This window comes from Poseidonibacter parvus, from assembly GCF_001956695.1.
GTDB classification, from domain to species: domain Bacteria; phylum Campylobacterota; class Campylobacteria; order Campylobacterales; family Arcobacteraceae; genus Poseidonibacter; species Poseidonibacter parvus.
The window spans coordinates 1,024,061-1,045,515 of sequence record NZ_CP019070.1 but is presented as its reverse complement, the minus strand read 5'-3'; the positions used below and the strand labels follow the sequence as shown (position 1 = coordinate 1,045,515).

At 25.5% G+C, this 21,455-nt stretch carries 22 protein-coding genes; 5 read left to right on the top strand and 17 right to left on the bottom strand.

Features of this window, described 5'->3' with window-relative positions:
* Window positions 1-19: 19 nt before the first annotated feature.
* The 8 genes from LPB137_RS05160 to LPB137_RS05130 all read right to left on the bottom strand — a co-directional run bounded on the left by LPB137_RS05160 (window position 20) and on the right by LPB137_RS05130 (window position 7,318).
* On the bottom strand, window positions 20-397 hold the full coding sequence (locus LPB137_RS05160; RefSeq protein WP_076085311.1) for a hypothetical protein: 378 nt from the start codon (window positions 395-397) through the stop codon (window positions 20-22).
* Window positions 390-2,300, bottom strand: coding sequence for a hypothetical protein (locus tag LPB137_RS05155; RefSeq protein WP_076085309.1), 1,911 nt, complete (start codon window positions 2,298-2,300; stop codon window positions 390-392). The genes LPB137_RS05160 and LPB137_RS05155 overlap by 8 nt, the downstream gene beginning before the upstream one ends.
* 3 nt (window positions 2,301-2,303) lie before the next feature.
* Entirely contained in the window at window positions 2,304-4,175 is a 1,872-nt protein-coding gene (locus LPB137_RS05150) for a hypothetical protein (protein WP_076085306.1), read from the bottom strand.
* Complete coding sequence (locus LPB137_RS05145) at window positions 4,165-5,499, bottom strand: tyrosine-type recombinase/integrase (protein ID WP_076085303.1); 1,335 nt, start codon at window positions 5,497-5,499, stop codon at window positions 4,165-4,167. The genes LPB137_RS05150 and LPB137_RS05145 overlap by 11 nt, the downstream gene beginning before the upstream one ends.
* 1 nt (window position 5,500) lies before the next feature.
* Window positions 5,501-6,211 carry an endonuclease gene (locus tag LPB137_RS05140; protein ID WP_076085300.1) on the bottom strand — a complete coding sequence of 237 codons (711 nt, stop codon included), beginning with the start codon at window positions 6,209-6,211 and terminating at the stop codon, window positions 5,501-5,503.
* Between the two features lie 82 nt (window positions 6,212-6,293).
* Window positions 6,294-6,422 carry a hypothetical protein gene (locus LPB137_RS14735; RefSeq protein ID WP_255469320.1) on the bottom strand — a complete coding sequence of 43 codons (129 nt, stop codon included), beginning with the start codon at window positions 6,420-6,422 and terminating at the stop codon, window positions 6,294-6,296.
* Between the two features lie 125 nt (window positions 6,423-6,547).
* The gene (locus LPB137_RS05135) at window positions 6,548-6,748 is read right to left on the bottom strand and encodes a hypothetical protein (protein ID WP_076085297.1); all 201 of its coding nucleotides are present in this window, start codon (window positions 6,746-6,748) and stop codon (window positions 6,548-6,550) included.
* Window positions 6,749-7,075: 327 nt separating this feature from the next.
* Window positions 7,076-7,318: a hypothetical protein gene (locus tag LPB137_RS05130; RefSeq protein ID WP_076085294.1), complete on the bottom strand. Its 243-nt coding sequence runs from the start codon at window positions 7,316-7,318 to the stop codon at window positions 7,076-7,078.
* Window positions 7,319-7,455: 137 nt separating this feature from the next.
* Here LPB137_RS05130 and LPB137_RS05125 point away from each other — a divergent pair, with 137 nt between their 5' ends.
* The 3 genes from LPB137_RS05125 to LPB137_RS05120 are packed head-to-tail and all read left to right on the top strand — an operon-like array spanning window position 7,456 to window position 8,312.
* Complete coding sequence (locus LPB137_RS05125) at window positions 7,456-7,872, top strand: hypothetical protein (protein ID WP_076085291.1); 417 nt, start codon at window positions 7,456-7,458, stop codon at window positions 7,870-7,872.
* 10 nt (window positions 7,873-7,882) lie between these two features.
* Window positions 7,883-8,038 carry a hypothetical protein gene (locus LPB137_RS14190; RefSeq protein ID WP_156981723.1) on the top strand — a complete coding sequence of 52 codons (156 nt, stop codon included), beginning with the start codon at window positions 7,883-7,885 and terminating at the stop codon, window positions 8,036-8,038.
* A 1-nt stretch (window position 8,039) separates the two neighbouring features.
* The gene (locus LPB137_RS05120) at window positions 8,040-8,312 is read left to right on the top strand and encodes a hypothetical protein (protein ID WP_076085288.1); all 273 of its coding nucleotides are present in this window, start codon (window positions 8,040-8,042) and stop codon (window positions 8,310-8,312) included.
* Window positions 8,313-8,346: 34 nt separating this feature from the next.
* Here the strand turns inward: LPB137_RS05120 and LPB137_RS05115 are convergent, their stop codons facing one another.
* From LPB137_RS05115 to LPB137_RS05080, 9 genes are all read right to left on the bottom strand, one after another.
* Window positions 8,347-9,264, bottom strand: a complete 918-nt coding sequence (locus LPB137_RS05115) for a hypothetical protein (protein WP_076085285.1) — start codon at window positions 9,262-9,264, stop codon at window positions 8,347-8,349.
* 104 nt (window positions 9,265-9,368) lie between these two features.
* Window positions 9,369-9,494: a hypothetical protein gene (locus LPB137_RS14730; protein ID WP_272936868.1), complete on the bottom strand. Its 126-nt coding sequence runs from the start codon at window positions 9,492-9,494 to the stop codon at window positions 9,369-9,371.
* Window positions 9,495-10,039: 545 nt separating this feature from the next.
* The gene (locus LPB137_RS05110) at window positions 10,040-10,189 is read right to left on the bottom strand and encodes an alpha-amylase (RefSeq protein WP_076085282.1); all 150 of its coding nucleotides are present in this window, start codon (window positions 10,187-10,189) and stop codon (window positions 10,040-10,042) included.
* A gap of 62 nt (window positions 10,190-10,251) precedes the next feature.
* Window positions 10,252-11,592 (bottom strand): hypothetical protein, encoded by a 1,341-nt coding sequence (locus LPB137_RS05105; RefSeq protein WP_076085279.1) that lies wholly within the window; start codon window positions 11,590-11,592, stop codon window positions 10,252-10,254.
* Window positions 11,593-11,606: 14 nt separating this feature from the next.
* A complete protein-coding gene (locus tag LPB137_RS05100; RefSeq protein ID WP_076085276.1) occupies window positions 11,607-14,435 on the bottom strand; it encodes a type I restriction endonuclease subunit R in 2,829 nt (942 codons plus the stop codon).
* Between the two features lies 1 nt (window position 14,436).
* Entirely contained in the window at window positions 14,437-15,489 is a 1,053-nt protein-coding gene (locus tag LPB137_RS05095) for a Shedu anti-phage system protein SduA domain-containing protein (RefSeq protein WP_076085273.1), read from the bottom strand.
* Between the two features lie 13 nt (window positions 15,490-15,502).
* Window positions 15,503-16,699, bottom strand: a complete 1,197-nt coding sequence (locus tag LPB137_RS05090; protein ID WP_197682253.1) for a restriction endonuclease subunit S — start codon at window positions 16,697-16,699, stop codon at window positions 15,503-15,505.
* A gap of 8 nt (window positions 16,700-16,707) precedes the next feature.
* A complete protein-coding gene (locus LPB137_RS05085) occupies window positions 16,708-18,270 on the bottom strand; it encodes a type I restriction-modification system subunit M (protein WP_076085267.1) in 1,563 nt (520 codons plus the stop codon).
* 379 nt (window positions 18,271-18,649) lie between these two features.
* A complete protein-coding gene (locus tag LPB137_RS05080; protein WP_076085264.1) occupies window positions 18,650-19,321 on the bottom strand; it encodes a S24 family peptidase in 672 nt (223 codons plus the stop codon).
* A gap of 82 nt (window positions 19,322-19,403) precedes the next feature.
* Between LPB137_RS05080 and LPB137_RS05075 the strand changes: the two genes are divergently transcribed.
* Both LPB137_RS05075 and LPB137_RS05070 read left to right on the top strand, forming a co-directional pair.
* Entirely contained in the window at window positions 19,404-20,708 is a 1,305-nt protein-coding gene (locus LPB137_RS05075) for a DNA polymerase Y family protein (RefSeq protein WP_076085261.1), read from the top strand.
* A 149-nt stretch (window positions 20,709-20,857) separates the two neighbouring features.
* Window positions 20,858-21,454 carry a ParA family protein gene (locus LPB137_RS05070; RefSeq protein ID WP_076085258.1) on the top strand — a complete coding sequence of 199 codons (597 nt, stop codon included), beginning with the start codon at window positions 20,858-20,860 and terminating at the stop codon, window positions 21,452-21,454.
* The last annotated feature ends 1 nt before the right edge of the window (window position 21,455 follow it).

Sequence of the window (21,455 nt, the reverse complement as noted above, 5' to 3'; positions counted from 1 at the left end):
TTAATTATTATTATTATAGTTAATTAAAATGTTCACTATTTATAGGTCTATTTGTTTTGAGTAATTGCTCTAATTTATCAATTCTTTCTAAATACATTAGCTCTCTATTCAAACATTCTTCATGTAATTTTTTATAATGAATAAACTTTTCTTTGTACTTGTCTGCCTTGTCTTGTGCTTCTAGGATAGGCTTGATATCTTTTTCATTGGCTTTTTTGATTTCCTCAATAAGCTCATCAAAGACAGGTCGTGATTTTTTAATTGTACCTTTTTTCCTACCCGCTTCAAGAGATACATTATCATTGTTAATTTTACTACCTTTTGGTATTCGTATAGGTACATTATTCTTAAGTCTTTCTAATGCTTCAAAGTAATCATCTATTGTTTCACTACTCATTATTTTCTCCATTAGTTTTTTGATATAAAGATTTCAACTGATTTAATTCCATATTAATTGTTTTATATTCAATAGATTCATGTTTGAATTGTGCCAAAAGATTTTTTTCCTTGGTAATCACTTTTTCAATTTTACTCTTTTTTAAAATACCACAATCGCAAGAAAAACACTCTGTAAATGAATTTGTTAAAAAAGAATCACAAGGATCTACTGAGATACATCCACCTAATGCAGTTTCTTTGTAATACAAATCGCCTTTTCGGAATAATTTTAGAGTTTTCTGCTTATCTTCTAATATATATGATGTATAATTACTTGTTATTGAAGATTTTTTTAACTCTATTTTTTTACCATAACTTCCAAATAATTTTTCATCACTAAAAATTACGTTTTTTATAAATTCTAATATTTTAATTTCTGGTTTAGTATCTTTAAGTGTTTTAATTAAATCTTCACTATACAATTTATTAATACTAACATTATTCGTAGCTCCATTTGAGTAATACAATGTCATATCTCTAAATAAGTGTTTTAATTGAATTTGCAATGCTCCAATACTAACAAGACCACTTTTTATTGAATAGACTGCTAAAGATCTTCTATACTGATGAGTTGCAAAGTGCCATCTAGAATTAAGTTGAAACTTGTCTTCTTCTGTCCAATTCCTAAAAGGGTCAATTGATTCTAATTCTTCCAAATCTTTTGGTGTTAGTAGAACTTTACTTTCATCTAAATATAGCTCATTATTAGCATCTAAACTACTTAATGATAATGATTCCATATTATTTAATCTTAAAAAATTAACAGAAAGAAATAAAGGAGAATTATTCAAATTTATATAATTTTTATGTTTTTTGAGCATTGAAATGTTTATTTTCTGAAAAATTTCAAATATCATTTTGATTTTGTTTGAAGTTACCCATCTAGTTTCTTTTTGTCTTCCATCTAATTTTGTTGTGAATCCAATTATAAAACTTGTGGAACCGTCTTGCTTAAAAGAATTTATATTTAAACTATAAGCCTCTTCACTTCTCATTCCACTATAAGTATGAATTAAATTTTTAGAAGTTGCTTGTATTTGCTTTATAAATGTGATAAATTCTGCACGATTATTAATATTATATTTTTTGAATAAATTTTCTAGTTTATAAAGATTTATAGCATTAAGGAATTTTTTTTGAGGTTTTTCATGATCTGCTTTTTGATTCATATAATTCTCAATAAAATTTGATATTTCCTCAATATGATTAAAAATATATTCAATATGCTTCCACCTTACTTCTATTGCATAAGATAATATTCTTGATGGAATAATAGGAGTTTGTTTTTTACTTTTTTCTCTAATTTTTCTTGCTTCATCTAAATAAGTTTTTGTTTTTTTGTTGATTACTATTTTATAATGGAAACTTTCATGGTAAGTATTTGACAAAAATTTAAAAAAAGCTGGCAAGTGTATAAAATCTTTTTTCATTGAAATTTGATATTTAACATATTGAAACAATATACTCTCATCTGAAAAAAAGTCAGTAAAATTTAAATTCTTTTCTGTAAGCCATTTTGATATAGGAACAATACACCCTCTAAAATATTGTCCTTTAATTGTCTTAGCTTCAAGTTGTCTTCCAAAGCGACTTTTACCATACATTAAAATCATATAAGCAATAGTTTTTGCTTGTTTTCTAAGGGCTTTTTCAATTTGGCTAAAATCTAATTTACTATCTGTTCTAGTTGACTTGATGGAATATGAGCTTAAGTCCCATATGTCATCATAAAAATAGGAAATAGTATTTCCAGTGTTATCTGCTGAAATAATTGTTAAATCATTTACTTTTGAAAATTCCTGTGTTTTACCTACCTTATCATACCAATAAGTAGAGTTAGATATTATTTTCTGTTCAACCATGATTTATAACACTCCAATTTCTATAAGCATTTCTAATCTTTTTTCCCAATAATAGGATAATATTTCATGTTCAAAAACCTCTTCTCTAATTTTCTCAACTAAATCCTTTTGGTGTTTAGAGATTTCTTCCAAGAGATAATTAATTCTGTCAATAACAACTAAGTAAATTGAATTGAAATGTTCAATTGAATCAGCTTTATTCTTTGTTTCTTCAATAATATATAGAAGACTCAATAATTTTCTTACATCATCACTATCAGCATGACATCGAAAATGTTTACAAAATAAACAACCTTCACTTTTTTCACAATCAATATTTATAGATTTTAATTTCATATCACTATCAGGATTAGTAAAAGACGAACAATGTCCAGCAGTAATTGCTTTATCATTTGGCGAATGCATTAATACAGATTTATTTAAATCATCATAATATTTTGTCATTTGCTCTGCACTAGTTTCCTCATTTTCCCCCGTATAATGCTTTAGTAATGTCACTACACTTACTTGAGCTGTATTTGCTGCTTGAATTACTCCATGATGCTTTATTAAATATTTTGTTTTATATAATCTTATTGTTCTTGATGTTAAAAATTTCAACTTTTCCGTATTGAATATTTTACTTATTCGATTATTTATTGAAGATGACAAGTTACCACTTTTTGCTGTAGTAGAAATGTAAGAATTTTCACCATAGCCTTGAAAAAACAAATAGTCACTCTTAAAATTGTTTAGAAGTAAATATTTTCTTAAATCTAGGAAATTTTTAAAAAGCTTTAAAAATTTTGAAGCAATTTGAAATTCAACAATTTTATTTCCTGCACGATATTTTATATTTTTAAAATCCTGCATTTCTTTCTGAACAGTATAGTCTTCATTCCATTTTAATGTAGATGCAGTTGAATCATTCATTCCTGTTGTAAACAAAAACAAAATATAGTAGGCTTGAACTCCTATTTGTGCTATAGCTAAACGCTCATCAGTAAAACTATTGCTATTTGCATTTTTTAAATATTGATTGAATAGTCTTATTGCTCTTTTATATCCATCTCTTTTTTGTTTATCAATATTTAAATATGGTTCATGATATAAGTCTTCATATGCCAAAACTTTACCTGTCTGACAATTAAAAGCACTATTCTTCATTGCTTTTGATTCATTTGCAATTAATCCTTTTGTATAAGGGAGAAACCAATAATTAGTATTTGCAATTTTTACTTTATATGGATAGTTAGCATTATTAATGATAAAACCATAAATACTTTCAAATAAATCATGATAAAAATTAAAACAAAATTGAATATCAGATTCATTCATTGCCACTGTTGTTCTAGTTTCATTACCTGAATGAATCAATGTAGTTGATTGTTTTATTTCTATAGGCTCGACACAAAATAAATGTGATAGTAACTTTATGGCTTCTTTTTGCAATCTACTTGCTGTTCTTTGAGCATATTTACTTTGTTGGATAGATGATTGAAGATATTTAGTATATCTTAAAAAAGCTTTTATAGCTTGATTGATATCATTAATAAAATTTAAATTAGCATTATCAGCATATTCTATAAAGTACTTAACTTCTTTTATTCTTCTCATTGTAGTTGCAGGTTTTAAACCAAGTTGTCTATTCTTAATTACAATATTTTCAATTAAATAATTCAATATATTGCATCTTCTTTGATCATAATTTTCAGATTCAACTAATACAAATTTTGAGTTTGATTTTTTAATCGAGCGAGGATAAAGAATTTGACATATTGCAAAATTGCGATTAAGTTTTATACCTAAACTATCATATAATAGACTTTTATCAATATATTGTTTTTCTACTTCATCAATACTAATATAATTTATTTCTATTTTTTTATAATTCATTGAGTATTAACTTTGCTAGTTGCTCTTCGAATCCACTTTGGATTTTTAGTTTTACTTGATTTAATTTCTGAAAATTCAAATATCTCTCTGTTGTTATAAGACTATTATGACCCATTCGTTCTTTAACATAATGAAGTGCAAAACTTATATCGATTTCTCCATCTTTAACTAATGGCAATAATCTATTTAATGTATTCATCCCAAAAGTAGCTCTTAAATCATGAAAAGAAAAATTGATATTTTGATTATCCTTTTTTAACACTTTTTGTAATGTATTTAGTATAAATAACCTTACCGTATTACCGTTTGGGACATCTCTATAATCTTGTTTATATGGATCATATTTCGATACATAATATGGTCTTCCCCTATTATTTAAAAAAATATACTGTTTATCATAATCTTCAAATATATGTTTTGCTTTCTCTCTTTTAAGAAGACTTCTAGGAGATTGTATATATATTTTTATCATTTGGTACAACCATGTTGGAAAATAAAGCAAATATTGTTTATCAGCTTTTGTATCACAATCTGTAACCAAACCAATTTTCACTGGAATATCATCTTTACTTTCAGAATCAATATTTTTATTAAAATGTTTAAGTCTCAATGTATATACTGAACTTATTCTTGCTCCTGTAAACATAGATATTAAAAAGCCTAAAGTCATCTCTTTATTATCAATTTGCAATAAAGCTTTTACAATTGTTATTTGCTCCTCTTCTGTTAGAGGTTTTAGGTTTCCACCATCTTTTATAAATTCTTCGTTCGTAATTTCTTGATTTTGAACTAGTGGTACCTTTGCAATATCTGTAGTTGTGATTTTCTTAGATTGGCTAAATCCCTTATTGTCAAGATAAGTTATTGAAGTAAAACCTTCTTCCCACAAAGGAAATTTAAATTCTATATTTTGCTCGTTGATTAAGTATCTATAAAACCCTATTACTGATCCAATTTTTCTTTTAATTGTTGACGAAGATATTTTTTCATTTTCATACAATGATTGCAAATAGCCTCTATATTTATAAGTAGGTGTTAGAATTTTTCTTTTTGCTTTTAAATAATCTATATCAGATTCTTTACACCATAACATAAAATCTTTAAGATCATTAGCAATAGAGTCTAATGTTTTACTAGATGGTTTTTTGTAATTCTTTAACTTTGATAGTAGATATAAATTTCCATACTTCCACGGAATACCATCTTCATCTATTAAAATTGGATAATGTAAATAGTTATCGATATCGTAGTCTTCATTAAGAATTTGATTATTGTTCTTTAATGGAGTATAAATATCTAGTTTAGGCAGTGTGGCTTTTTTCATTTTAATATGTAAACTTATTCCCCTGAATTTTTTCTTTTATTTTATTAACCTTCAACTCTTGGACTGACTCTGGATATTGTTTGTTCCAAGCATTAAAAAGCTGTAGTTGCTTTTTACTAATTGGCAAATTATATGTTTTATGAAAATAAAAATATGTCCTTGCAATTTGTCCTTTAATCTCATTTCTAGGTTCTACTTTTCTTATTTTAAAATCAACTTCAAAATCAACTTTTCCATATTTTCTAGGTTCCCCTTCTAGTTCTGAAAAAGTAAAATTACTTCTGTCTGCATTTAATTCTCCGATTGCTGGAACAAGATTGTATAAATCAGCTTCCATTAGTCTAAATTGTTCAGATACTTTTCTACAGTTTTTTCTACCACCATTTTTCCAACATGGCAAATATTGTACAAAGGCATGAGCAGGAACTATATGTTCAAATTCAATAGAATTAGCTCTATTTGATTTTGTTCTCGGTATGTATCCACAACTCTCTTTATTTACTATGAGTTTCCATCTTTCTTTTCCACTATCGTATTTGTATTTTTCATAATTATATTTACAACTTGAATAAAATGCATAACGTAGTTTTTCTGTATTATAAATCTTTTTATTAAGTATTTTTTTGGACTTAGAAAAGCTAGATATATTTTCATTGCCAAGACTAAAAGCAAATGAAAAAAGTAGAAAGAAAAGTAATATTGATTTTAACATTGCTATATCCTTTTAAAATCTTATTGTATTGTATCAAAATGTCCATTAAAATAAATATTGGATATTGTACATTTTGATTAAATTAACATGTACACTCTACTCTTTTTGCTCTATCATTTTCTTTTCCAGATTTGAAATAAGGGTTTCTTGGAGTGTAATATTTACTATCTTGAACTATTAAAGCTTTTTCTTTATTTTTAACTCTTTTCATTTCATAAGGGTTTGAGCAATAGAAAGTAATTTGATTATCGAAATAAATTTTCTTTAAAAGTATTTTTTTTGATTTTGAAAGACTACTTGCATTAATACATAATGCAAGTAGTATAATTGCTATTATTAATTTAATATTTTTTCCTTAGTTCTTTTAGTATTCAATATCTTCCATTGATCTTTAAATCTTTGAGCTAATTGAGAGTAACTGCAATCATTACACTTAACAGTATCAGTTGCTTTGATATCTAAGCTTCTACCTATAAATATATTTTCACTTTTACATCTAGGACAAGCTACTTGAAGTTCTGTTTGATTATTAAACATTATATATTCTCTTTCAATTTAATTTTTATAATACTATCATTTTTAAATTTAGTAGCATAAAAATATTTCAATTTGAAATTAAATAGGATTTTGTTTTATTTCATGAAGTAATAGTTATTGGTTTTAAATAGATTAAATGATATTAAAAGGATAATTATACATAAAAGTATTGCAGTTTTAAAGATATAATTGTAAATAGCACATATACTTATGTCTTTAATACAAGATAGATAATCATAAAACAGCAATGTTAGAGTAAAAACTCAGTTTTCATTGTTCCTTTATGATTTGCTAAGATATTATATCAAAAAACTTTTTTAAAATCTATTATTTATTTTCCAATTCATTCATTACATCACATATCTCATTTTTCAAATAATCATATTTTTTTGCTTTTTCATAATAATCTAAAAAAGACTCAACCCAATCTGGAACTGCTATAGCTTTACCATTATCTTTAACAAAACCCCAATTATTGATTGTTGAATAAGATATATTAGAAATTTTTGAGAAATCATTTAATGAAAGTTCTAAATCTTTTAGTTTTAAGTTAAATTGACCTTTTGTCATAAACATCCTTATTTATCTATATTAGCAGTATTATATCATAAAATTAACTGTTACAGATAATTAGTACTTGACAAATTGTACTATATTAGGTTATACTTTTATTAAATTTATCCAATATGGATACACTAGGAGCTATAATGAAAGTTTTAACAGTAATCGGAGTTCTACTTTTATCTTACTTATTATTGATGTTTATAAATTACATAAATGACAAGACTTATAAAAAATACAAATTTAAATGTATAGAAATGGATTTCTTTTTTATTTATGCAGTAATTACAGGTATTGCATATTATGGAAATAGTTGGTATTTAAAAGCATTAGCAGTTGATGGTGATATTTTAAATGGAATATTACTTATGTCAATTGCAGCAGCTTTATTTATATTTATTTTAGTATTAAATATAAAACGTACAACTTTCTTTGTTGGTGTAGGAATTACATTACTACAAACAATTATATTTGTACCATTAGCAGTAATATCATTTTTTCTATTGTTAATTGCCCTAGCTTTCTTTTCACAAACAAAACCTGTATATGTAATCAATAAATAAGGAGTGAGTTATGAATAAAGTAAAAGAAGAACACTATTCATATCTATCTTTTAAATTAAGATTAAAAGTATTGAAATTATTACTTTTAATCTTTCTTCCAATATTTGCATCATTTTGGATTAGTAATGATACAGAAACAAAAACTGAATTATCTAAGGAAAGATAAAATGAAACCTTTAGGATTATTAGACAGATTAATTTTTATACTTTTATACAAAATTAAAGAAAAATTCTTTGAGAAGTTTCTTATGTATATTCTAATTATTGATACAATAACTATCGTTATCACAAGTTCATATGATTCATCTACAATTATGATATTTATACTTAGTTTAGGGCTTTTATTAACAGAGTATTTCTTTATAAGCAATGATTTTAAAAATGGGTTTGAAAGATATGAAAGATATTTAGAATTAAAAGAAAAACGATTAGCAAAATGAATAAATTATACTAAGAAAAGGTAATAAAACTGTACTAAGATAAATAATGTTCTGTTATCGAGGCTCGATTGTGTTTCATTTCATAAGATACTTCTTGAAGTGAATCTTGGTATGAATATCCTGCTTGAGCATATTCAAACATTCTAGATTTAGCAAAGTTCCAACGCAAACCATGACTTCCTTCAGCAATTTCACCATTGAGTAAACACGATTGTTTTATATCGTTGTAATATTTCTGTCGATTTATTTTAAATGTACTATCAAACTGCAAACATATTTCTAGCTTTAAGTATGTATCAATTGATATTAAAACTTCGCCTTCTTTACCGCCTTTTTCTTTTGTGAATAAGGATCCTTTTTTTTCATTAGTAATTGGATCATATTTAATATCATGCAATTGTTCTTTTTTTATTAATGCTATACCTTCAATTCTTGCACCACCTTCAAACTGAATAGAAGCAGCAAGTTTATGTTGTGGATTTTTTAAATTTTCAATTACTTTCAATGGATTTTTATATGCACGATTATGATAGTTATTGCTAACATATTTTAAATCTCTAGCTTCATCTAATATAGTTTGTCTAATTGAAAAATCATATTCTCGATCTTCATTATGTATATTCTTTGCAAAGTTCTTCAGTGCAATTTCTAACTTTCCAATTGCTGCACTTATTTTTTCTAAGTATTGTTTAGAAGGATAGTATTCTATTTTATAATCCATATATGCAGCTACATGATAATCTTCTATATTTTCAAAATTTCTTAATCTCCATTGTTCTAATAGATAGTTAAAAAAGTTATTCCAAACAGCTCTATAGCTTTCCATAGTTTTATACGATGATACAAATTGAAAGTGTGGATGATTAGGGTCAACTTTATCTTCTTTTTTTAGACCAGCTTGAAATATTTGTTTAACAAGTTGTGAACTTTGATAATATACACTTCCTCTCAAAATTTTCCTCTTTAGCTTTTATAATTATGTCAATATTGTATTTTAATTTGGATAGTTTTAGCCTCTAACCTAGGCAGTTTAAAGTTAAGTCAATCTGCATTTATTTAAATTCTTGCATTTGAATCTTTTAACATTTCGTACGTACTTGTTAAGAGTAAAAGTTTATTATATTTATTTCGTTGTACTTGCATATCAAAGCTTGCCAAACTTCTTTGATTTTTACTAATCAAAATATTTCTTTAATCAAAGTAATAAAAAATATTTCATGCTCTTTTGATTAAGATGGGTGGTAACACTCGTAAGTGAGACTGAGCTCCAACTATAAATTTAGTTTTGTATTAAAATAAAGTTATGAAAAATTATAACATGAAGTTTTGTTTATTGAAGTGCAAGGATAAAAATCAAGAGAGGTAATTGTTTTTTACGGTTTCCATTTTTACTAAATAAACTGATAAAAGCTCTAATATAAAAGGTTATAATAAAAATTAAGATTTAGCAAAAAACATTAAAATAAACAAAAAATAAACAGTTGAGTAAACAGTTTTTTTGATTTCTTTTAAATATTTTTTTTCATTTTTCAATATAAGTAGTCATTAATAAAATTAGATTTTTTGTATTTTTGATTCTTATTTTGCATTAATTAGTCAGTATATTTAATACTAATCACGAAAATACAGTTATAAAATAGAAGCATAATAGCTTCTATTTTGAGGGAGGGTTATTACCTCTTCTACCACCAGATGGATTAGCTGTTGTTGATGGTGCATTAACTGGTCTACTTCCCATTTTTTGCTCCTTTATATTCTGGATGATTTATGTTCATCTGATTACTTCTATTATCAAGCATTTTTTGATATTCATTGTTTGTTCCAGATGTTCCTCTATTGTCATTCTTTTGATTGTTTTTATGGTTATTGTTTGCCATTTTCTTTCCTTTATTTATTAAGATAAGGAAAGTATACAAGTTTTTTTTATTAGAAAATTACCCTAAACCTGACATTTTTTAAAATAATCTCTTACAATATCCATGCACTCAAGAAAATCATTTTTGCCTTTTAGAAGATTAATAAACTCAGTTAAAGTATTGTCACTTGTTCCCTTAGAAAGTAATGTTCCAAATACTCTATCAAGATATTTAAATTGCTTAGTAAATAGTCTTGTTTCTTCAATCTTTACTGAAACAATAAATCTCATAAAAGCATAACTATTATTAATAAGCAAGCTAAATGCATAATTCTCTGGGATATCAATAATTTCAGATAATAGAACTCTATAATCTTTTTTTGTTTTACACTTATTAAACTTATTGATAATAAGCTCTCTATCCATTATCTTTATATTAATTAGTTTATCGCTGTCATTATGTTTTAAAAATTCTGGTAATTTAGATCCGAGATGAAGTAAAGATTCTTTAAGGGTTAGTTCTTTTGATTCATCGGGCATATCAATGAGATATTTCAATTGTTCTTCATAAATTTTAGATTCTTCATTAGTAGAATAATATTTTTTTATAACTTCTCTAAATTTATTGATTCTTCCTATTAATTCTAATTTTATACTTTCAGAGATATCGAATTCTTTTTGAATATGTAGCAATGCTCTAATAATTAATAGTTGAAAAAGTTTACCTATCTTTTCTTCATTAGACACTTTATGAATAGTATTTATAATTACAAGCATTTTAGTAAAAGTTGGTAGTTCTTTATTCTTTTTCCATTTTGATAAATCTGATTCAAATTTCTCAGCAGTAACATCTTCTATGAATATTTCACTCTTTTCAAATCTTTCTTTTAAATTATAATTTACATGTGATAATTGAGTTGCCAAGTCTTTTTGACTCATTTTCTTTATTTTATTATTCTGATCTCTAAGTTCTCTAAATTTATCAAAAAAAGGCATTAAAGAATTATCTTTTAATGCATTATCAAACATTGATATGTCAATATCATTATAATTCATGTTTTCAATTATAAATGCAATTTGAAAAGAGAATAAATTTATAAATTTTTCTTTCTCGAAATGTACTTTCTCAAATAATCTGTAATTATTATTTATGTTATTCAATTGATGAACATAAAAATTTACTTGTTTTGTATTATTTAATAAATGAATAGTAAATAAATCATAAAAATTATATGCTTCTCGATTTAAATGATGTTGAAATTCATCATTACTAAGCTTTTTATCATCATTTAAAAAGTTATCATGCTTTTTCGATTCTCTTTGTTTATCTCTTTTTATTTTAAAAACATCTAAAGGTTCATAAACTCTATTATTTACACCCCATATTTTCCAGAATATACTGTTAAAATCTTTCTTTTTATTCATTGTAACTATTTTTATTACCTCTCGTAAAACTTATCAACAAATCCAATAATCTTATCAAGTATTCTTGGTACTATTTTTTTTCTTTCTAAAAATTTAGGTTTTATTTTTAAAGTATGTGCAACATCATTTGCCAAAGGTTTTCTTCCATCATAAACGTATGTATCAATTACTTTTTTCATTTCATCATTATTAATATTTTCAACTACACAAAGTTCTTCAAAAGCTTTTTCTTTTTCAACATCCCAGAACTTTTCAAACTCTTCTTCAATATCATCACTATCATCTATTTTTAGAAGATTTTCATTTATAAACTTTTCAATTAATTCTCTTTTACTTCTAAGTTGTGGGTTGTTATTTAACATATTAGTAATATTTGTTCTTTGTTCTGCTTTTTTCTCTTCATCATCTGAATCTTTATATTGTGCAAGAAGTTTTAAAATATAAGTTACATTAATTTCATCTTTATGTATTAATTCCAGTTCAAAGTCAACATCATTTAAAATAGAAACCTTTTCATCATTTGGAGTTACAGTTGGTTTCATATCAAGATATTTAGACATATAGTCTTCAAACTCTTGTTCACTCATTTTTAAATCAGACCATTTAAAATCACTAAATCCACCAAGTATATTTTTAATTCTCAGTAATTCTCTAAATGCTTTTACAAACTCTAGTTTTTCTTCTTCATTTGCTAAATCATTAACACTATCAACAGTTGGAACAATAGTTTTTAAGACATCATACTTTTCATTAAAACTACTTACATAATCCTCATAAGGTTCCATTAGAATTATCTCTTTTGCATCTTTGTTTGAAAAAAGGGCAATTGCATCATCAGTATTCTTTTTTAGATTTCTGAAACAAACTATATTACCTTGAGATTTTTGTTCATTTAAAATTCTATTCGTTCTACTAAATGCTTGAATTAAACCATGATATTTTAAATTCTTATCTACATACAAAGTATTTAAAGTTTTACTATCAAATCCTGTTAAGAACATATTTACTACAAGTAAAATATCTATTTCTTTATTTTTAACTTTCTTTGAAATATCATTGTAATAATTATAGAAGCTTTGAGAGTCTTTTGTTGAGAATTTACTCCCAAACATTTTATTGTAATCACTTATAAACTCATCTAGTTTTTCTCTTGAATGAACATTAATATGTTCTTCATCAACAAAGGAACCATCTGCATCATCTAGAGTTATTACTCCATTTGCATCTTTATCATCTTCATTTGCACTATATGAAAATATTGTTGCGATTTTTAGATTATGTTCTTTTGCTTTAAATGCTTCATAATATTTAATTAACATATCAACTGAACTAACCGTCATCATTGCTGTAAACTCTTTAGAATGAGTTTTGCGACCATGATTAGCTAAAATGTAATCAACTATCTTCTCAAGTCTTTCTTGGCTTTCTAGTAGCTCTTTTGTATCAATAGATTCAACTTCTATATCAATATTTGTTGCACTTCCTTCTTTTTCTTTATATTTTCCAATATACTCAACTGAAAACTTAAGAACATTATCATCATTAATTGCATCTGTAATTACATACTTATGTAAACAATCATCAAATAACTCTTTTGTAGTTCGTTTTCCAAGTTTATTTCCAGTTGCATTATCTACAAATATTGGAGTACCTGTAAAACCTATCATTTGATTTTTAGGAAAGAACTTTGTTATATTTAAATGTGTTTCTCCAAATTGACTTCTATGGCACTCATCAAAGATAAATACAATATTCTTATCTTTTATTTTTTCCATTTGTGCTAGATATTGTTTTTTCGAAATTGCAGTATTAAGTTTTTGAATAGTAGTTACTATTAATCTAGTTTCATCAGAAAATTGTTTTACTAATGCTTTTGTATTATCTGTTCCATCAACTGAACCATCAGAAAAACTATTAAACTCTTTTGTTGTTTGATAATCTAAGTCTTTTCTATCTACAACAAACACTACTTTATAAACATTTGGCAGTTTCATCAATATTTGAGCTGTTTTAAAAGATGTTAAAGTTTTTCCACTTCCTGTTGTATGCCAAATATATCCATTTTTATTTGTATCTCTAACTCTTTCAATAATAGCTTCAACTGCCCAAAACTGGTAAGGTCTAAGCACCATAAGTATCTTTGGAACTTCAGCAAGAACAATATATTTACATATCATTTTTGATAAATGACATCGCTCTAAAAAACTATCTGTAAATTCATCAAGGTTTGTTATATTCTTATTGTCTTTATCAGCCCAAAAGAATGTTTGTTTAAAATTCATTGATTCTAATTTACTATTTGCATAATATTTTGAATTAACACCATTTGAAATAACAAACAGTTGAATATAATTAAATAAAGCATTATTGGCACTATGAGAATGTCTTTTATATCTAAGAGTTTGGTTGAAAGCTTCTTTTAACTCTAATCCTCTTCTTTTTAATTCAATTTGACAAAGTGGCAAACCATTTATAAGTATAGTTACATCATATCTATTCTTATATTTTCCATCTACTGTTACTTGTGAAGTTACTTGAAAAAGATTTTGGCACCAATGCTCAGAATCTAAAAACTCAATATATTTTGTAGTGCCATCATCACAAGGAAGAACAAACTTATCTCTTAGAATCTTTGCTTTTTCAAAAATATTTCCTTTATTTAAATGATTTAGGATTCTTTTAAATTCTGTTTCTGTAATAGTAGTTTTATTATGTTTTTCAAGTTGTGATTTTAGGTTTGATTCTAATGCTTTATCATCTTTGATTGCAACTCTTTCGTATTGGTTTGCTACGAGTTGTTTTATTAGATTTTCTTCTAGGATTGCTTCACTTTGTTTGCTCATTTTAAATCACTTTACTTTTATAAATCTCAATTAATGTTCCTGCATTTTTAATCAAGTTATCATAAGTTAATATTTCTATATTATTCAATGATGAATTAAATCGTCTTAATGCTTCTTTTTCTCCATCTTCTGTTGGTTCTATTCCAATAATCAATTTTGCCTTTGGAAACAAAATTGTTGTTTTATTAACCTTCTCTATTTGATGTTTATATTCAGCTACATCCTGTAAATACTTTAAAACCTGACCTATTGCTGAAGATAAAGCAGGTGATGGGTAATAGCTATTATGACTATCATCAAACTTAAATAAAACAACAGATGGTAATTTAATTTCTATTAATTCATAAAACCCATCTAAAGTTTCCATAACAATATCACTGTCACTATTAAAAGATAATTTAGTTTTATCAAGCTTTCTAATATAAGATGTTCCAAATACCCATAAGTTAGATTCAATCCAATTTTGAAAGAACTTTTCTTTTTGATTAGCAGTATAAATATTAGTCAAAGGGTCATTCTTAGCATTATTTAAAAAGTTTGTATTTTTATCATTTAGATACTCTATTAATTTTATTAATGAATTTCTAGAAGCTGTAAATTTTTTTATATTTATAATAGTATCTAGACTATTTAAGTCACTAATGGTTAATTCATTTTTAGATAATTGATCTTTAATTTTATTTATTTCAATAAACTCTTCTTTATCAGCTAAGATTATTTCTTTCTCAATTCTTTTACCTATTAATGCATCCTGAGAAATCAAAAATTTCAATAATTTATCTAATACATCCTTCTCTTGTATTTTAATACTTTTAGTTGTTGAATACATATGTTCAATATCTTCATTTAAATAAGGTTCATACTCTTTTGTTTGCTTATTTTTTTTCCAAATAGATAATTCAATTGCATAATGGTGTATCTTTCCATCATCTTTTGGATTTGGGATATGGAATGCCTGAATCTTTATTTCAGTTTGACTTGTTTTTTTTAGGGTAATAATATTTGTATTAGAAAAACCATTTTTAACTGGCTTAACATTAATGTAATTTGCCATTTTATAAATCCTTTTACACAAACATTTGTTGAAGTAATGCTTTATTAAATTGTTTTGTTTTTTCTACTTCATCTTTTGCATTTTCAATTTTTTTATCTATTGATGATAAAAAGTTTGCAATTTTTATTTGTTCTTCAATAGATGGGACAGGAATTTTTATATCACTAAAGAATTCAACTACACTCATATTGAGTAGTCCATGGTTTCTTGCTCCCTCTTGTGCAATTTTATGTAGTTCCCTATTTAAAAAGCCACTATCAAAATACTTTTCATAAAAATTTGAATCATTTTCAATATTTGTTCTAAAACAAATATACAATGTTGAAACAACACCTTTATCATAATTATTTAATTTTTTTATTGCACCCATAGGGTAACCCTTTGAATAACTTTTATTATAAGCAAAGTCCCCATTTTTAAGTATATAATATCCTGTCACATCTTTTGCAGAAACTGATTTATTAAAATATTTCTCTTGATTAATTAACCCTTGTTGTGCAGAAATAGTTAAGATATTTTGATTGTCTTCTTTATTTTTTGTTGTAATTCTCTTAAATACTTCTCCAAAACTTTTCTCTTCCCAATCACAAAACTCACTCCCCTCATTATCTTTAAATCTAATCTCTTGATTAAATATCTTTTGCATCACACCTTTTTTATATTCTTGAAGCAATGATTCTTTTTTTGTTAGTTGTTCTATTTTTGTATCAACTGATGTTAGAAAAGAAGCTATTTTTTCCTGCTCTTGTTTTTCAGGTATTGAAATCTTCACTTTTGATAAATCTGTAGAATTAATAGCAGGGTAACTTGTACCCGTACATCTTAATAAAACTTTATTTACAAACTTTTGAGTATGAAACTTTTGATATAAAAAAGATGCTGATTCATTAGCTCTAATTTGAGCATATCCAGTTGAAGCAACGTAATCACCCGTAATATTAAAAAAATAATTGTTTTTTTGATAAGGTCTAACAGTTTGAAATAAAATATCATCTATTGACAATAACCTTTGTGCTCTACTTGGTGCTTCAATTTTTAATATTCTATTAGATTTAACCAATAATCCTTTTTTAACACTTTCCAAATCAATATAAACAAATTCATATGGCAGTTCTTTTGTTTTTGGATTAATCTTAGAAACTTCATTTAAATATTTAGATTCCCATTCCCCATTAAATTCACTAAATCTCAACTTAGGTATATTACTCACAACAAACCCTAAAATGGTGTAGAGATATTAAGTTCTCTACAAAATGATGCAATAGTTTCATCTGTTGATTTCATATCAATTTCAAGAGCTTTTAATTCACTTGAAACTTTGTCTAAATCAATTACTTCTTCCTCTTCAAAGGTATCTACATATCTTGGAATGTTTAAGTTATAGTCATTTTCTTTCACTTCATTTATCGAAGCTAAATAAGAATACTTATCTTCAACGATTCTATTTCTATAAGTAGATACAATTTTTTCAATATCTTGTGCTCTTAGATAGTTTTGATTCTTAGCTTTTTCAAAATGGTTTGAGGCATCTATAAATAATACATTTTCACTATCTTCTCTACACTTTTTAAATACTAAAATACAAGTAGGAATAGAAGTACCATAAAATATATTTGAAGGAAGTCCAATAACTGCATCTAAATAGTTTCTATCTTCTATTAAATATTTTCTAATATGTCCTTCTGCTGCTCCTCTAAATAATACACCATGAGGTAATACAATAGCCATTGTTCCATTATCATCAAGATGATAAATCATATGTTGAACAAATGCAAAGTCTGCTTTTGATTTAGGTGCAAGTTTTCCATATTGAGAAAATCTATCATCAGTCATGTGTAATGGATTTGCTGACCATTGAGCTGAAAAAGGAGGATTAGCTACTATTGCTTCAAATCTATTTTCTGTATGTTGAGGATTTTCAAGAGTATCTTCTTGTTTAATATCAAACTTTCTATAATGCACATCATGCATAATCATATTCATTCTTGCTAAGTTATAAGTAGTTCTATTTAATTCTTGTCCATAGAAGTTTGATACATCTTCAACTTCTTTTGCAACTCTTAGAAGTAGTGATCCAGAACCACATGTTGGGTCATATACAGATTTTAGTCTACTTTTTTTATTTGTTACAATTTTAGCAAGGATTTTAGAAACTTCTTGAGGTGTATAGAACTCTCCTGCTTTCTTTCCTGCTCCACTAGCAAATTGAGCGATTAAATACTCATAAGCATCACCTAATACATCTCTATCATGGTTTTTTAATTGGAAATCAATTTTATTTAAGTGTGCTAATACTTTTGAGATAAGTGTATTTTTTTGTTCTTCTGTTTTTCCAAGTTTTGTAGAAGTTAAATCTAAGTCTTCAAATAAGTGTTCAAAGTCATCTTCACTTTCATGACCCATAGTAGATTGTTCTATATGTCTAAGAACTTGTGTTAATTCTTCTAATATGAAATTGTCTTTATCTAAATTACCTTTTTTAGCCATTGCTTTAAATAAGTCATTCGGTTTTAAAAAATATCCAAGTTGTTCTATACAATCTTCTTTGATTCCTTCAAGAAGTTCTTTTCCATCTTCTGTTGATTCATCAATTGTTGTATATTCAATTTTATCTTCTTCTAATAATTCATTTGCAAAATCTTCAATTTTTTCAGATAGGTATTTATAAAATATGAATCCTAAAATATAATCTCTAAACTCATCAGCATCCATCTTACCTCTAAGTTCATTTGCTATATTCCATAGTTGTTGTTCTAACGCTTTTTTTTGTTCTTCACCCATATTTATTTGTTCCTTGGATTTTGTAAATAATTTTTTGATTTGATTTTTATTATACTTGATTTAGACTTCTAAGATATTAAAAGTAATATAAAAATATTATTTTTATGAAATGATTTTTTACTAGTTCTAGATATGTAACAAAATTAATAATATGAATTACAAACCCCAAAGAAAATAGTAAATAGAAGGGTTAAATAGAATAAAAATATGTTTAATTTTTTTTAGGTAATTTATAAGCTAAAGATAATGACCCAAAAGACAATGTTCCAAGAATTAAAACATGAAAAATGTCTTGCATATTATTTCCTTTATAAGCTATATCATTAAGTTTATTATCAACAATTATAACTTAAAATTTTAAAAATATTAATGAATTAATTCACTCACTTGTTCCTACAACTTTTCCAAGTACTTCAACATCATCACAATCATGAAGTTCTGGTAAGAATAAGGGATTACACGATAGCAATTGAAGCTTATTATATTTTGGCAAAAAAATTACTTTTTTAACTACTACTCCATTTTGTGTATTAACTACATAGATATCGTTATTTCGAAATGAAGGAATTGTTTTAGATTTATCTATAAATATAATTGAACCATCTTTTATTAAAGGTTCCATTGATTCACCTGTTACATTTAAAGCTTCAATGTTTTTAATAGCTTCTTTACCACCTAGTTGCTCTACAACATCTTTATCTAAGCCTAAGTACTCAAAGTTTTCTTTCTCATTAATAGCGCCCCCACCTGCACTAGTATTTATATTTTTAAAATATTTAATATTAATAATCTTATCTGTAATTTGATTTAGAGAATCAGGCATTTGATCAAATAATATATAGTTAATTACAATATTCTCTTTTGCACAAAAATTTATAATAGCTTGTAAAGGTATTTTACTTTCTTTCTTAGATCTACAATAGTGTTCTTTTGAGATATCTAAAGCTTTTGCTATATCTGCATCATAAACTTTTTTATCTTTATTATCTTGCGTTTGTTCTATATGTATTCTAATTTTATTCATTACAGCATTAAAATCGCTACTTATCATTTATTGACCTATATGTTAATTTATTTTGAATAATATCACATATGTAATACATTATGTAAAAAGATTACAAGGTGTAATATAAATGAACATACATTTAGATTTAGATTGTTATTTTGTGAGTGCTGAAAGAACAAGATATCCTTTTTTAAAAGGTAAAAATGTTGTAGTAGTAAAAGGAAGTGACAATAGAATTTTTTCCAATATAAAAAAAGATGGTGTTATGCTTGGAGATACGGGAGCTTTTAATAGTGTCTTAGAGTTTAAGAATAAGCAGCATGATAATGTTCTTGGAGCTTGGAAGGATGAATATATTGACGAAGAAGGAAATATACATGGTATTGTTATTGCAAAATCTTATGAAGCTAAGAAATATGGAATAAAAACAGGAACACCTTTAAAAGAGGCTTTATATATGTGTCCTAATTTATTAATTATAAAAAGTGATCATCTATTTTATCAAGAGTTATCTCAAAAATTAAAAAAATACTTAGAGTTTAAAATACCAGTATTAGAACAATATTCAATAGATGAATTCTTTGGAGATTTAAATGGTTGGATTAAAGATGAAGATACACAAGGGTTTATTGAAGAGTTAAGAGATGATATTATGGCTAAGTTTGATTTACCTATTACAATTGGTGCAAGCAAAAGTAAATGGATAGCCAAACTATTAACAGATGAAGCAAAACCTTATGGTGCTTTAGCATTAAGACAAGACCGAGTATATGAATATACAAATAATATTGATGTAAATGACTTTCCAGGTGTTGGACGTGCAATATCAAAAAAACTTGAAATACATAGAATTAAAACATTAGGAGAGTTAAGAGTAAAACCTAGTTTATTATATTCATATGGTAAAACAGGAGTTCAATTATATAAAAGAATCTGTGGTACTGATAATGAAAGAGTAATTGCTTATAGTGATAGAAGAGGTATTGGAATAAGTAGAAACTTTAAAGCAATAATAAATAGAGATGAATTATATAGAAGAGTTTTAATACTTGCTAGATATTTAAGTTTTACTATTGCTAAACTAGCATTAAATCCTACTAGTTATTACTTTAAAATAAGATATGAATATGGAACAAAAAACTCTCAATCCATTAGTCATAATAGACTTTTTAATGAAAAGTTTTTAATAGATCTTTCAAAAGATATGATTAAAAAGTTAGATAATCATCTTACTCATAAAATACACTATATAGCAATTTCAGCTTCAAACTTTTCTAATGCACATAATCAAAAGACTTTTTCTTTAATAGATTATGAAAAAGACAAAAAATTTAAAGCTTTAAATGAAAAATTACTTAAAATCAGAGATAAATATGGTGTAGATATTATTAGGTATGGGAGTGAGCTTAATATTAATTATCAAGTTTCTTAACAACACAATCTATTGTGATCTACTTTATAATTGTTATATTTATATATAGAAATATATAAAACTATTATATAGTTCTATATAAGTTATATTAATATTATATTAGTTATAATACTTTTATATAAAAGTATATACAATTAAAGGATCCAATTTTGTCAATCGTAGTTTATAGTATAAAAGGTGGTGTTGGAAAAACAACACTATCAGTTCAAATTTCACAAATGCTAGATTACACATATGTAACTAACGATTCTCACTCCTCTGCACACAATTTAATGCCTGAAGAAAAAGGCTTTTTAGTTTCTAGTGAAGAATATGAAGAAATACCATTTGATGATAATATTGTTTATGATTTTGGTGGATTTAAAGATCCTAGAATTAACAATATTATTAAGCAGTCTGATAAAGTTATAATTCCTACTTTGACATCTATTGTAGATGTGCAAGCAACAATTGCTACATTAAAAGATGTATATGAAATAAATAAAAATGTTGTTATTGTAATTAATAGAACAAAGAACAATAATAAAGCAATAGAATTAAAAGAGTATCTACTTGAAGAGATAAATAAATCATATAAAGACATAAAAGCAACAATTTTATTTGTAAGAGAATCTTCTGTTTTAGAAGATAGTTTATTTGACTGTGAGTATATTGAAACAAAAGCAGGTACAAATAGATTTAAAAGACATATCTATAGAAATGCTATTGAAGATATGAATCAACTTGAAAAAGCTTTGAAGGATTAAT

What these genes read in the sequence shown, in the direction of transcription:
- LPB137_RS05160 (WP_076085311.1), bottom strand. Translation starts at nt 397, where the DNA reads ATGAGTAGTGAAACAATAGATGATTACTTTGAAGCATTAGAAAGACTT.
- LPB137_RS05145 (WP_076085303.1), bottom strand. Translation starts at nt 5,499, where the DNA reads ATGAAAAAAGCCACACTGCCTAAACTAGATATTTATACTCCATTAAAG.
- LPB137_RS14190 (WP_156981723.1), top strand. Translation starts at nt 7,883, where the DNA reads ATGAATAAAGTAAAAGAAGAACACTATTCATATCTATCTTTTAAATTA.
- LPB137_RS05080 (WP_076085264.1), bottom strand. Translation starts at nt 19,321, where the DNA reads ATGATAAGTAGCGATTTTAATGCTGTAATGAATAAAATTAGAATACAT.
- LPB137_RS05120 (WP_076085288.1), top strand. Translation starts at nt 8,040, where the DNA reads ATGAAACCTTTAGGATTATTAGACAGATTAATTTTTATACTTTTATAC.
- LPB137_RS05110 (WP_076085282.1), bottom strand. Translation starts at nt 10,189, where the DNA reads ATGGCAAACAATAACCATAAAAACAATCAAAAGAATGACAATAGAGGA.
- LPB137_RS05130 (WP_076085294.1), bottom strand. Translation starts at nt 7,318, where the DNA reads ATGACAAAAGGTCAATTTAACTTAAAACTAAAAGATTTAGAACTTTCA.
- LPB137_RS05100 (WP_076085276.1), bottom strand. Translation starts at nt 14,435, where the DNA reads ATGAGCAAACAAAGTGAAGCAATCCTAGAAGAAAATCTAATAAAACAA.
- LPB137_RS05095 (WP_076085273.1), bottom strand. Translation starts at nt 15,489, where the DNA reads ATGGCAAATTACATTAATGTTAAGCCAGTTAAAAATGGTTTTTCTAAT.
- LPB137_RS05155 (WP_076085309.1), bottom strand. Translation starts at nt 2,300, where the DNA reads ATGGTTGAACAGAAAATAATATCTAACTCTACTTATTGGTATGATAAG.
- LPB137_RS05150 (WP_076085306.1), bottom strand. Translation starts at nt 4,175, where the DNA reads ATGAATTATAAAAAAATAGAAATAAATTATATTAGTATTGATGAAGTA.
- LPB137_RS05075 (WP_076085261.1), top strand. Translation starts at nt 19,404, where the DNA reads ATGAACATACATTTAGATTTAGATTGTTATTTTGTGAGTGCTGAAAGA.
- LPB137_RS05135 (WP_076085297.1), bottom strand. Translation starts at nt 6,748, where the DNA reads ATGTTTAATAATCAAACAGAACTTCAAGTAGCTTGTCCTAGATGTAAA.
- LPB137_RS05085 (WP_076085267.1), bottom strand. Translation starts at nt 18,270, where the DNA reads ATGGGTGAAGAACAAAAAAAAGCGTTAGAACAACAACTATGGAATATA.
- LPB137_RS05140 (WP_076085300.1), bottom strand. Translation starts at nt 6,211, where the DNA reads ATGTTAAAATCAATATTACTTTTCTTTCTACTTTTTTCATTTGCTTTT.
- LPB137_RS05105 (WP_076085279.1), bottom strand. Translation starts at nt 11,592, where the DNA reads ATGAATAAAAAGAAAGATTTTAACAGTATATTCTGGAAAATATGGGGT.
- LPB137_RS14735 (WP_255469320.1), bottom strand. Translation starts at nt 6,422, where the DNA reads ATGAAAAGAGTTAAAAATAAAGAAAAAGCTTTAATAGTTCAAGATAGT.
- LPB137_RS05125 (WP_076085291.1), top strand. Translation starts at nt 7,456, where the DNA reads ATGAAAGTTTTAACAGTAATCGGAGTTCTACTTTTATCTTACTTATTA.